At 65.3% G+C, this 12154-nt stretch carries 10 protein-coding genes and 1 pseudogene; 2 read left to right on the top strand and 9 right to left on the bottom strand.

Annotation, left to right across the window (positions count from 1 at the left end; genetic code table 11):
- Positions 1-98: 98 nt before the first annotated feature.
- Positions 99-611: an inorganic diphosphatase gene (locus M8542_RS01305; protein ID WP_257918088.1), complete on the top strand. Its 513-nt coding sequence runs from the start codon at positions 99-101 to the stop codon at positions 609-611.
- A 69-nt stretch (positions 612-680) separates the two neighbouring features.
- Here the strand turns inward: M8542_RS01305 and M8542_RS01300 are convergent, their stop codons facing one another.
- The 6 genes from M8542_RS01300 to M8542_RS01275 all read right to left on the bottom strand — a co-directional run bounded on the left by M8542_RS01300 (position 681) and on the right by M8542_RS01275 (position 6938).
- The gene (locus M8542_RS01300; protein WP_257918087.1) at positions 681-2336 is read right to left on the bottom strand and encodes an MDR family MFS transporter; all 1656 of its coding nucleotides are present in this window, start codon (positions 2334-2336) and stop codon (positions 681-683) included.
- 173 nt (positions 2337-2509) lie between these two features.
- Complete coding sequence (gene glyA / locus M8542_RS01295) at positions 2510-3778, bottom strand: serine hydroxymethyltransferase (RefSeq protein ID WP_257918086.1); 1269 nt, start codon at positions 3776-3778, stop codon at positions 2510-2512.
- 198 nt (positions 3779-3976) lie between these two features.
- The gene (locus M8542_RS01290; RefSeq protein ID WP_257918085.1) at positions 3977-4399 is read right to left on the bottom strand and encodes an uL11 family ribosomal protein; all 423 of its coding nucleotides are present in this window, start codon (positions 4397-4399) and stop codon (positions 3977-3979) included.
- A 33-nt stretch (positions 4400-4432) separates the two neighbouring features.
- The gene (locus tag M8542_RS01285; RefSeq protein ID WP_257918084.1) at positions 4433-4951 is read right to left on the bottom strand and encodes a gamma carbonic anhydrase family protein; all 519 of its coding nucleotides are present in this window, start codon (positions 4949-4951) and stop codon (positions 4433-4435) included.
- A gap of 90 nt (positions 4952-5041) precedes the next feature.
- A complete protein-coding gene (locus tag M8542_RS01280) occupies positions 5042-6244 on the bottom strand; it encodes a M14 family metallopeptidase (protein ID WP_257918555.1) in 1203 nt (400 codons plus the stop codon).
- A 106-nt stretch (positions 6245-6350) separates the two neighbouring features.
- The gene (locus M8542_RS01275; protein ID WP_257918083.1) at positions 6351-6938 is read right to left on the bottom strand and encodes a TetR/AcrR family transcriptional regulator; all 588 of its coding nucleotides are present in this window, start codon (positions 6936-6938) and stop codon (positions 6351-6353) included.
- Between the two features lie 123 nt (positions 6939-7061).
- Here M8542_RS01275 and M8542_RS01270 point away from each other — a divergent pair, with 123 nt between their 5' ends.
- Positions 7062-7517: a GreA/GreB family elongation factor gene (locus M8542_RS01270; RefSeq protein ID WP_257918082.1), complete on the top strand. Its 456-nt coding sequence runs from the start codon at positions 7062-7064 to the stop codon at positions 7515-7517.
- Between the two features lie 69 nt (positions 7518-7586).
- On the opposite strand, the gene M8542_RS01265 is transcribed toward M8542_RS01270, so the two are convergent.
- The 3 genes and pseudogenes from M8542_RS01265 to M8542_RS01255 all read right to left on the bottom strand — a co-directional run bounded on the left by M8542_RS01265 (position 7587) and on the right by M8542_RS01255 (position 12052).
- On the bottom strand, positions 7587-8840 hold the full coding sequence (locus M8542_RS01265; RefSeq protein ID WP_257918081.1) for a hypothetical protein: 1254 nt from the start codon (positions 8838-8840) through the stop codon (positions 7587-7589).
- Between the two features lie 935 nt (positions 8841-9775).
- Positions 9776-10491 (bottom strand): annotated as a pseudogene (locus tag M8542_RS01260) (SMODS-associated NUDIX domain-containing protein).
- 127 nt (positions 10492-10618) lie between these two features.
- Positions 10619-12052: an RNA-directed DNA polymerase gene (locus M8542_RS01255; protein ID WP_257918080.1), complete on the bottom strand. Its 1434-nt coding sequence runs from the start codon at positions 12050-12052 to the stop codon at positions 10619-10621.
- Between the last annotated feature and the right edge of the window lie 102 nt (positions 12053-12154).

The following is a 12154-nucleotide window of genomic DNA, read 5'->3' as shown; positions in this document are numbered from 1 at the left end:
GGCCGTAGTCCACACTAGGAGACGTCAAGACAGTCATGAAGGTTGCCGCCCGCGAGCCGCGGGCCCGCCCGGATCTATAAAGAAGCAGCGAGGACGCCGTGGAGTTCGACGTCACGATCGAAATCCCCAAAGGGGAACGCAACAAGTACGAGGTCGACCACAAGACCGGCCGCATCAAGCTGGACCGGACCCTGTTCACGGCCACGCAGTACCCGGCCGACTACGGCTTCATCGACGACACCCTCGGCCAGGACGGCGACCCGCTCGACGTGCTCGTCCTCGTCCAGGAGCCGACGTTCCCGGGCTGCCTGATCCGCTGCCGCGCGATCGGCATGTTCCGGATGACCGACGAGAAGGGCCCGGACGACAAGGTCCTCGCGGTCCCGACGAACGACCCGCGCCTGGAGCACCTGCGCGACATCCACCACCTGAACGAGTTCCACAAGCTGGAGATCCAGCACTTCTTCGAGGTCTACAAGGACCTCGAGCCCGGCAAGAGCGTCGAAGGCTCGTCCTGGGTCGGCCGCACCGAGGCCGAGAACGAGATCGCCCGCTCCTACGAGCGCGAGACCGACCGCCTGGCGAAGGAAGAGGCCAACGGGGGTCACTGAGCCCACGCAGAGCTTTCACACGAGAAGGCCCCCTCGGGAAGTCCCGAGGGGGCCTTTCTCATTCCCCGGTCAGTGCGCGAGAGCGAGGGCCGGAGCGTCCGCTTCGGCTTCGGCGCGCTGCTCCATCGCCGACTTGTCCGAGAGCGGCTTCTCCTTGAGGAACCACACCAGGGCGAACCCGACGGTCAGGACGATGCCGCCGACCAGGAACACCGTGCTCATCGACTCGGCGAAGCCCTGCAGGATCGGCCGGGCCAGCGCCGGGTCGAGCGAGGACAGGAACGACGTGTCGTTGACGTCCAGCGCGCCGCTCTTCATCTGCTGCGCGAACTCGGGGTTCCGGGCCAGCGCCGACACGTAGGCCGGGCTCGTCATGGCCGAGCGGATGGCGTTCGCGATCCGGTCGCCGACCGTGCCGAACAGGATCGACAGGAACACCGCGGTGCCCGCCGTGCCGCCGATCTGCCGGAAGAACGTCGCCGCCGAGGTGGCGACGCCGATGTCCTGCGGGCGGACGTCGTTGGTCGCGGCCAGCACCAGCGTCTGCATCGAGGCGCCGAGGCCGAGGCCGATCACGAAGGCGATCACCATGACCAGCGCCAGCGAGGTGTCGACGGTGATCGTGGACAGCGCGAACAGCGCCGCCGCCATCAGGCCGATGCCGGCCACCGCGAACATCTTGTACCGGCCGGTGGCCGAGATGATCCGGCCGCTGGTCAGGCTGGCGATCATGATGCCGAGCGTCAGCGGGAGCATCTGCAGGCCGGCCTGGGTCGGCGTCGCGCCCTTGACGATCTGCAGGTACAGCGGCAGCGACATCATCGCGCCGAACATCCCGGCGCCCTGCACGACCGTGACCAGCGTCGACATCCGGAACACCGGGCGCTTGAACAGGCGCAGCGGCAGCAGGGCGGCGTCGCCCATGCGGCGTTCGATCCAGACGAAGGCGGTCACACCCAGCGCGCCGACGACGTACATCGCGATCGAAGCGGCGGAGCCCCAGCCCCACTCGCGGCCCTGCTCGGCGACGATCAGCAGCGGCACCAGACCGGTGGCGAGCGCCACGGCGCCCCAGTAGTCGACCTTCTGGTCCACGCGGGTGTGCGGGAGGTTCAGCACCTTGGTGACGACGACCAGCGCGGCGAGCGCGATCGGGACGTTGACCAGGAAGACCCAGCGCCAGCCGGTGATGCCCGCGAAGGTGTCGATGCCGGCGAAGAACCCGCCGACGACCGGCCCGGCAACGCTCGAGATGCCGAACACCGCCATGAAGTACCCCTGGTACTTGCTGCGCTCACGCGGCGCGGTGATGTCGGTGATGATCGCGAGGGCCAGGGACATCAGGCCACCGGCGCCGAGGCCCTGGAAGGCGCGGAACGCGGCGAGCTCGTACATCGACGTGGCCATGCCGCTGGCCAGCGAGCCGACCAGGAACAGCGAGATCGCCGTCAGGTACATGGGCTTGCGGCCGTAGAGGTCGGACAGCTTGCCGTACAGCGGCGTCGAGAGCGTCGCGGTGATCAGGTACGCCGTGGTGGCCCAGGCCTGCAGGGACAGGCCGTGCAGCTCGTCGGCGATGGTGCGCATCGACGACGAGACGATCGTCTGGTCGAGTGCGGCGAGGAACATGCCGAGCATCAGCCCGGACAGGACGGTCAGGATCTGGCGGTGGGACAGTTTGCCGTTCGTAGCGGCTGCTCCTTCCGCCGTGGTGGTGTCGCTCATGGTGGTCTCCCTCGGGTCAAGCCTTCGCGTAGTTGCTTGTACCTCTCAACTACTTGCCTCGACCAAGTATTCCCCTATTGCTTGCATGGAGCAACCAACTTTTCTGTGAGCCGCGTCTCGGACATGCCAAGGGCGGCACTTTCATAGGGAAAGTGCCGCCCTTGGGTGGAGCGTCAGGCGGAGTAGCCCGGGATGGGGAAGGGCGCCAGGAACTCGCGGATCTCCGCGGCGATGGCGTCGAGGGAGGACTCCTCGGCGGCGGCCGCGGCGGTCACCGTGCGGTCGATCCACTCGGCGACCTGCGGCTGGTGCTCCGGCTTGAGGCCGCGGGTCGTGATCGCGGACGTGCCCAGCCGGATGCCCGACGGGTCGAACGGCTTGCGCGGGTCGAACGGCACGGTGTTGTAGTTCAGCTCGATGCCCGCGCGGTCCAGGGCCTGCGCGGCCGGCTTGCCCGCGACCGCCTTGTTCGTCAGGTCGATCAGCAGCAGGTGGTTGTCCGTGCCGCCGGACACCAGGTCGTAGCCCTTGGCCAGCAGCGCGTCGGCCAGCGCTTTCGCGTTGGCGACGATCGTGTGCGCGTACTCGCCGAAGTCCGGGCGCTGGGCTTCGCCGAGCGCGACCGCGATCGCCGCCGTCGTGTGGTTGTGCGGACCGCCCTGCAGCCCCGGGAACACCGCCTTGTCGACGGCCTTCGCGTGGTCGGCGTCCGAAAGGATCATCGCGCCACGCGGGCCACGCAGGGTCTTGTGCGTGGTCGTCGTGATGACCTGCGCGTGCCCGACCGGCGACGGGTGCGCGCCACCCGCGACCAGCCCGGCGATGTGCGCGATGTCGGCGACCAGCACCGCGTCCACCTCGCGCGCGATCTCGGCGAACGCGGGGAAGTCGATCGTGCGCGGGATGGCCGTGCCACCGGCGAAGATCAGCTTCGGCCGGTGCTGCCGGGCGAGGTCGCGGACCTGGTCGAGGTCGACCCGGCCGGTCTCCTTAGCGACGCCATAGCGGACCGGGTTGAACCACTTGCCGGTCGCCGAGACGCTCCAGCCGTGCGTCAAGTGGCCGCCGTCGGGCAGCGCCATGCCGAGCACGGTGTCGCCGGGCTGCGCGAAAGCGAGGTACACGGCCAGGTTCGCCGGGGACCCGGAGTAGGGCTGGACGTTCGCGTGGTCGGCGCCGAACACGGCCTTCGCCCGCTCGATGGCGAGCCGCTCGACCTGGTCGATGAACTGCTGGCCCTCGTAGTAGCGCTTGCCCGCGTACCCCTCGGAGTACTTGTTGGTGAGCACCGTGCCGGTCGCCTCGAGCACGGCCTGCGAGACGTAGTTCTCGGAAGCGATCAGGCGGATCTTGTCGTGCTGGCGCTTCGCCTCGTCTTCGACGAGCCCGGCGATCGCGGGGTCGGCGGCGGCGAGCGCGTTCAGGTTCGGCTGGTGTGTCATGGCGTACTCCGGCTCTGGAGTGGCCTTCACCCAGGCGCGCGGTGCCGGCCTCGTCGTCGCTTCCCGGTGGTGCTCCACCTCGATGGCGCCAGTCGCTGCTGCGCGGAAGAGCTTAGTCCACCGCGCTCGAGGCTCGACGGTGTTCGGCGCACCACCGGCAGGGGTGGCGGAAGCGGCACGACCGCGTGCTTGCGCACGTCAGTCCACGACCACGACGCCCATGGACCGGGCCGTCCCCGCGATCGTGCGCATCGCCATCTCGACGTCGGAGGTGTTGAGGTCCGGCAGCTTCCGCTCGGCGATCTCCCGCAGCTGCGCGACCGTCAGCTTACCGGCGACCTCGTGCCCGGGCCGCGAGGAACCCTTGTCCCCCAACGCCTTCTTGATGAGGAACGACGTCGGCGGCGTCTTGAGCCGCAGCGCGAACGAGCGGTCCTCGAACACCGAGACGACCACCGGCACGATGTCGCCGCGCTGGCCCGCCGTCGCCGCGTCGTAGGCCTTCTTGATCTCGACGAGGTTGACCCCGGTCTGCCCCAGCATCTTGCCGAGGTCGACGACCGGGGCGTTGCCCGCGCCGAGTTCGAGGGTGACCTGGTGGGTGAGTTTCTTCGGAGCCATGCCTCGAAGCTAGAGTCTCCAGCTACTGGAGGGTCAAACCGGTTTCGTGCCCGCGCGGTGGCGCCGGGCCAGCTCCTGGTAGACCGCCGCGTTGTGCTCGACCCACATCCGCGCGGAGTCGGTCAGCGGCACGAACTTCTTCGCCGGGCTGCCCATCGCGATGACCTCGTCGGGCACCTCGGTCGCCGGCGTCACGGTGGCGCCGGCCGCGACCAGCGCCCGCGCGCCGATCTTCGCCTTGTCGAGCACCGTCGAGCCGTTGCCGATCAGCGCCTGCTCCCCGATCGTGCAGTCGTGCACCAGGCACTGGTGGCCCACGGTGACGTTCTTGCCCACCTCGCACACGCCGTCGTTGACGTGGATCACCGAGTTGTCCTGGATGTTGGCGCCCTCGCGGATGACGATCCGGCCGAAGTCGGCCCGGATCACCGCACCGAACCAGATCGAGGCGTCCCGCTCGACGACGACGTCGCCGATCAGCGTGGCGGTGGGCGCGATCCAGGCGTCCGGGTGGACCTGCGGGCTGAGCCCTTCGAACGAGAACAGAGGCATGCCCGCACCCTAGACCGCGCTGTGACATCCGAGGCTTCGCCTCGGGCCGGGGGCTCCGCCACCCGGAGCCCCCGGAAAGCGCCCAGCACGTCAGCCCGTGATCGCCGCGTTGATCAGGATGTCGACGGCTTTGTCGTTGCGCGTGGTCTGCGGGACGATCTGGGTGTCGCGCGGGTAGAAGCCCGGGCTGCCGCCCTTCGGGTACATCTCGAAGGTGAAGCTCCAGATCTTGTGCGTCGCCCACATCCAGTCGTTGACGCTGCCGTCGGTGATGTAGAGGTCGCTGGACTGCTCCGGCGTGTAGCCGTTGGTCGCGGCCATCTGCCGGCCGAGGTTCTCGAACTTGGTCGCCTCGGCCGCGGTGAGCCCCGGCGCGGTCCGGTCGTAGGTGTAGCCGAACGGCCAGAGCACGAGCTCGGAGTAGGTGTGGAAGTCGATGTGCGTCTTGATCTGCTGGGCGCCGCCGACCACGCGCGAGTTCACCCAGTTGGACACGGCCCGGGTCTCGGGCGCGGAGAACGCCGCCGTGCCGCGGTAGGTCTCACTGGACGTCGAGCCGGACGAGCCGCCGCAGCAGCCCCACTTGTAGCCCCAGTTGCGGTTCGTGTCGGTGCCGGGGCCTTGGCGGTTCTTGCGCCAGCTGTGGAAGGTGCCGCCGGAGATGTCGTACTCGGAGCCGTCCGGGTTGACGCTCGGGAGCACCCAGATCTCGGTGCTGTCGACGAGCCGCTTGATCGCCGGGTCAGTGGCGTATCCGCTGGTCAGCCGCTGGACGATGTGCAGGCACATTTCGGTGGTGAGGTGCTCGCGCGCGTGCTGGTTGCAGGTGAAGAGCACCTCGGGCTCGTTCTCGTCCGTCGCGGCGTTGTCGGAGATCTTGAGCAGCGAAAGCGCACGGCCCTCGTACGACGTCCCGGCGCTGCCCAGCTTGGTGAGCGACGGGTAGTTCGCGACGGCCTTCTGCAGCTCGGTCTGGGTTTCGGCGTAGGTGTGGTAGCCGGTGTAGCCGGCCGGGAAGTCCTCGACGGTCGCCGTGGTCTGCGGCCGGCTGACCGCACCGAGCGCCTTCACGCCGAAGCCGAGCGCGCGCAGCTGGGCGGCCTCGCCGGGGTTGGCGATGACGGTCGTCACGCCGTTCGCGCTGTCGAGGATGTCGGCGCCGGTCCGGGCGACCTCGGTGCGCTGCTGGGCCGTGCCGGTGCCGGTCACCTCGTAGACCTGGGGGCCGGCGGGCTGGGCAGCGGCCACGCCGCCGGTGGTGAGCATCAAGAGGGCGGCCGCGGCCGCTGCCAGGCACGTTCGTGGGCGCATCACGTCTCCTGCTCTCGGGGGTCACCCGAGACTGGCCGGAGCCGGACGTAACGCGCAATCCGTACGCCTACGGATCTAAAGGGCGTTGCTAGCCGTAGTTGGCGAAGCAGAGCGCCTCGATGTCGCCGCGCAGCGCGGCGAACGGCCGCGGCCGCACCCGCTGCTGGACGACCGTGCCCAGCAGGTACGACAGCAGCGCCCGGGCGCGCGCCCGCGGGTCGTCGACGTCGAGCGGGGCGAGGAGCTCGGCGAGCAGCTCGGTCAGCGAGCTGAGCATGACGTCGATGGCCTGCGGGTGCTGCGCGCGGCCGGCCGCGATCCAGTACTCGAACCAGAGGAACGCGGCGTTCGGGTTCGCGGCGAAGACGCGCAGGTACTCCTCGAGGACGGCGAAGAGGCGTGCACGCGGCTCGTCGTGCTTCGCGGCGACCTCGCGCAGTCCCGCGGCGAAGGCGGTGATGTGCGCGGCCATGGCGCGGTCGATGAGGACGTCGATGTCGGCGAAGTAGTAGTGGATGGCGCTCTTGGTGAGCGGGCCGGCGTCGGCGATGGCGCGGACGGTGCAGCCCGCGAGCCCGTCGCGCGCGAGCACGACGCGGGCGGCCTCGACGATCTGCTCCTGCTTGGCCAGCTGGTTGGGAGAGAGCCGGTCGCTGCGACCGGGGACTGCGCTCACGGTGATTCTCGTTACCTTCTTCCTGGACGGCAGCCCCGAATCCTAGGGCAGACGTCCCGCGGGTGACCTCGGGGTGAAAAACCGGATTGGCCACCCCGGTCCGCGCAGCGGACAATGCCCGGCATGGTGATCTCAGGGGACAAGGGGCTCAGCCCGGCTGCGCGCAGCCAGCTGGAGAAGGAAATCGCGAACCTGCGCGCGCAACGGGAAGCCCTCGCGCCGCAACCCGGCGAGCAGGAACGCACCGGGGACGCGGCGGACCAGGCGGACGTGATCGACCGCGCGGAGGCGGCGGCCCGGCTGGACCGCCAGATCGCCGACCTGGCCGCGAAGATGGAGCACGGCGGCTACGGCAACGCCCAGCTCCCGGACGGCACACAGGTCTCCCTCCGCTTCTCGGACGGCGACGAAGAGACGTTCCAGGTGGTGACGGTCCCGGGCGAGGACGCGGACGCGATAACGTCGGACAGCCCCTTGGGCCTGGCACTGGTGGGAGCCAAGGCGGGCGACGAGATCACCTACAAAACCCCCCGCGGCGACGCAAAGGCCACAGTGGTCAAGGTGTCGGCTCCGAAGTAGCCCCTTTGCTGATCGCGAAGGCCCCCGGCTCGTGCTGGGGGCCTTCGCACGTTTCCCCCGACCGGGTGATCATTCCTTGGATGCCCTGGAGAAGAGTTCCAGCGTGCGGTCAAACAAGGTCCGTCCGGTGGCGAGCTCGCCGAGCGCGCTGAGCAACGCCACCAGCAGCCAGATCCACAGGAACGTCCACACAGGTCCGGCGATGGCTTCCGACGGGACGCCGCCGAACTTGACCAGTCCCCCCACGACACCTATCGGGACAGCGCCGATGAGGATCATCCGCAGGAAGCCGGACAGTGAGGCGAGCCTGCTCTGCAAGCTGATGGCGCCGCGAAGGGGCTCGACCGGGAGCTCGTCCAGCCGGCCGGACATCAGCGTCTCGGCTAGAGCGCACATCCGGTCCTGGTAATCCGTACGCGTCGTCTTCGCGGGCAGGGTGACCCAGACGCCCATCACTTCGACTGTCTGCGCGGCGAGCGCGCACCGGTGCTTGAGGACCGAACGCGCCAGCCGGCTCGACGGGCGCACGGTCTTCCACAGCGCCACTCTGAGGATCACCGCCAGCTGCGCCATGTGCCGGACGAGCTCCCGCCGGGTGTCCGCGCGCAGGAACGGCTCGTCCGCGGCCGACATCTCGATGGCCTGGAACAGCAGGCGCAGGCTGTGCGACCCGGGCAACGCCAACCGCCGGCGACGTTGCACGTACACGGCGATGAGCCCGCCGACGACCACGACGGCCACCATGAGCCCGATGGAGAGGATGCCTTCGACCAGCACGAAAGCCAGCCCTCCGGAGCCCCGGCCGACGCGCACCGGCCCTGCCCCGGTGAGTTCGCCATAGCCGATGAGGCCGGCCGCGAACGTCACCGCGAGCATGTACAAGCCCACGAGGACCAGCTGGAGCGACGGCAGGCGCGACAGGAGCCAGGTGAGCAGCATCGCGGGCCCGAAGACGAACAGATAGCCACCCATACCGGCGAAGATCGCCCCGGCCGCGTTGAAGTGATCGTCGAAGTACCACCCGACCCCGACCCAGAACGCGACCAGCGCGACGAGGCCCGCGCTGAAGCCGGCGAACTGGAAGCGGCCGGTCGAGAGCTCCTGCCGCGCCAGCTTCCGGTAAACGGCCCGGTGCTCGCCCGCGATGACGTCCGCCTGGTGCCCGCGCCGCGCGAAGGCCGCGACGACGGCGTCCCGGCCGCGAACCTGCTCCTCGGTGATCGACCGGACGGCGCTGAGGACGAGCCCGCGCCTGCTCGCCCGCAACGACGCCCGCGCGGAAGCGACCTCGTCGACGAGCTGCTGGACGACCGGGATCCGCATGGAGCGAGTCGACCATCGGGCGGGTGGTGGATCGTTCCGCCCAACGGATGAACCTGCGGAACTTTCTCGGCCGCGCACCGGTTCACCCACCAAACGGATCAGGCCCCAACCGAGGTGTCTCGGATGGGGCCTGACCTGCGGAGCCGCCTGGGGGAATCGAACCCCCGACCTATTCATTACGAGCGGAATTCGTCACTTGTTGACCTTGGTTGCAGGGCTCTGACCTGCACTTTCGGAGTCTCCAGGCGTCCGTGGACGTCCGTCGCTTGCCGCCCTGATTGCCCCTCAGTTCGACCCTCAGCAAACGCCCACGCCACTGGGCCGGCGGAGGCTCGCTCCCAGCGTGGCAGCACACGGCACGGAGCCGTGCACCTCACAGAATCCGATCACCACCAGCCATCCGCCGATGTCGCCGGGCCTCGGGCTTTATCGGGTCTTCGCTGCGATCCCGCCGAACGTCAAGGTGTCGCGTTCGGTCCACGCCCGAGACGAGACGAAAACGAGGGAGTCTCGGTGCACACTGGCGGCGCCTGAACGAGCTGTCAGGGCCTTGAGACACACCGGGAGGCCCGGGGTAAACCACAGTCGGGGTCCCAGCGGTAGAAGTTCAGCAGGCGTTGCATGCCCGCCGGCGTGAATCGGCCTGCGCAAAAACACCCTACGACCAGCGCGAACATGTCATCGAACACTCGGCCCTCCAGCAAGCAAGACGGTTATCAGGTAGGGGCGACGACGCAGCCACCGCGTCCACTTCGAGATCCAACACCTTGAGGCCGATCACGCAGTAGCCGCCCTCATGACCACGACACGTCGCTAGATCACGCCCTGCGGCTGCAGTACTAAGAAGCCGCGGCCTCTATATCGAACTAATCGCAAAACTCAAAGCATCAGCCAAAGAACAGATCAAACTGCAGTAATTCGAATCACAAACTACATCAGATCGTCCAGTTCGAAGTTGCCGATATCTCATAATTCTGCTTTTCTCCTGGCTTAGCGCCTCGGCGTCTGATTTGATCAGCAGAGGCCCACAACAAATCGCCCTCACCGGAGGCGTCCACAGGCAAGGCATCCAACTCTGCCGCCTGCTCGGAATTCAGTAATAGCTCATAAATATCAGCAATCAGCAACTCGCGACCATTGGCAAAGTCACTAAATCTGACTTTTTCGACCCTTCGCTCCAGGAAGTCGGCAGCACGTAACGGAACTTTTCTTCGAGCAAGTGCGGCATCACAAGCTCCTCATAAAGCTCTCTCATTGGGCCAACTTCTCGATTCTTGCCACTCTCAAACCAGCGAACAAAGCTAAGCAGATGACTTCCTTTGATCCAAATACGGAGATCATTCTGACTAGAAGTGTCTATCGGTATCAAGTCATCCGTTTCAACTTTCCACCGACGAAAGGCGGCCTGCGCGGACGGATTCACCTTGTAAACGCCACCAATCGGCTGGAATTGATTCGAATATCGCTTCCCTCGCACCAGGAGATACTTTCCGTTCCGTTCGACGCGAAGAAGATACGAAACCGATACACGAACCCGAGTACGCCTGTAGCGCAGAGTTGCAGATACTATTCTTAGATATTTCCGGTTCTGAATCACGGCATCAATAATTGGCACGGCGCAACCGGTTATAAGTCCCGTCAAGAGTGCCATCCAGAGGTCACCGCTTGAGAAAACCAACCCCACAATAGCAGCTATAATAAGAACTAAATATAGCCAGTCGATACATGTGCAGCCTCCACGGTAGCCGATGAACACCTAATTGCCAACTTGCACTCAATCAGTCATCGTCATCAGCTCTGAAATCTGGCGAGACTGCAAACGGATCGAATCTATTTTTCTCAATCATCCGCAATGTCAATGCGTTTTCTTCGAAATCTGAAAGCGAGCGTCTGATCAGTCGTCGCTCATCTCCCGTGCGCAAAAGTGACAGTGCAAGAATCCGACGCTCATGCGGATGGTCAACCCGGGGGAGCAGCTCATAAATCACCTCTCGCGCCAAATCTGGATCCCAAAAAGCTAAGCGTTGCGCAGTAAGTGCCATCAGCGGCAACGAAGGACGCTCATGCAAAGTCTCAGCAAAAGCCGTCCGCATCCTTAATGAGATTCTGGCCTGGGTCGGAAACATAGCACCAAGACGAGCTACACTCCACTCAAAGTGGGCCCAGGGACCTTTTTTGTATTCCAGATACCATTCCCGCATGCTGCGCCACCAGCCAAGATGCCGATAGGCTCGCGCGACATGGTCGGCAGCGTGCGGCATCATCGATACTGCACTTGTCAAACGATCGCGGCGCGAGCTGATTTCATGGGTACGCATTCGATGCAGAGCGAACCTGATTGTAGTACGATCCGCCTGCGTGGGGTCATCGATTATCCCATCGAGCAACTCTTCTAACGGTTGCCAGTCAGTGGGATCAGAGTCGAGCGCATCATCGACCGCACTGTGTTGAATCTTTCGGACGGCCGCAACCAAGTCTTCATTGGCCTTTACGACAGTCTTACCCATATTAAGTTCGAGTTTTGCACCATGTGCTACGCCTTCGAGCTCCACCTGAACACCTCGAAGAGTTGCCTCATCTAGTCCGAAAACCCAAATATCATCCATCCAGCGAACAACGCCGCCACGACCAGATAGCGCTCGCTTGAATCCGCGTTTCGGCAGCTTCTCGTAGTACTCATGAAGAGGCTTGTCCAAGCGCCGAAGATACATATTGGCAAGGACCGATGAGGACTTTGACCTTTGCATCAAACCCGACCGTCCCGGCGTCTGATCCAACTCGACGAGGAGATCAATCAGCCGCTCGAGAGCATCGCCTGCCACACCGTGACGTCGCAGGTCTTTGACTAAACCGCCCATAGGAATGCTTGCAAAGCACGATGTAACGTCCGTCTTCAAACCCACAGGGCTGAATTCAGCCAAATTTGATAGCGCAACGCGATACCCTGCCCATTCAACCTTATTGGTCAAGTAGTTTTTTCCATGCGAGTCTTGCCGGGGCAACCGCCATCCATACACCCAATAGTCAAGGTCATTTATTAGATTGAATCGCTGAAAATCTACCAGCGATTGATACATGAGTCGATCGAGTGGCTCCATGACCACAGCGGGACGGACGCCAAAGTTTTCCTTTGGGACATCGATGCTGTAGACCTGACAAGCGCCAGAAGCATTCAGCCGACGAACCAGGCTGGCCCACTTCTCAGCGCGCACGAAGTCATACTCTGGCCAATCCCACGGATCTTGATACCAATCGTCACGGCTGTCACTCCGAACGTTCGAGAGAGCGCGCACAAAGTCCAACTTGCCAGACCA

The organism is Amycolatopsis iheyensis (assembly GCF_024703995.1).
Classification (GTDB): Bacteria; Actinomycetota; Actinomycetes; order Mycobacteriales; family Pseudonocardiaceae; genus Amycolatopsis; species Amycolatopsis iheyensis.
This window is presented reverse-complemented; position numbering and strand designations above follow the sequence as displayed.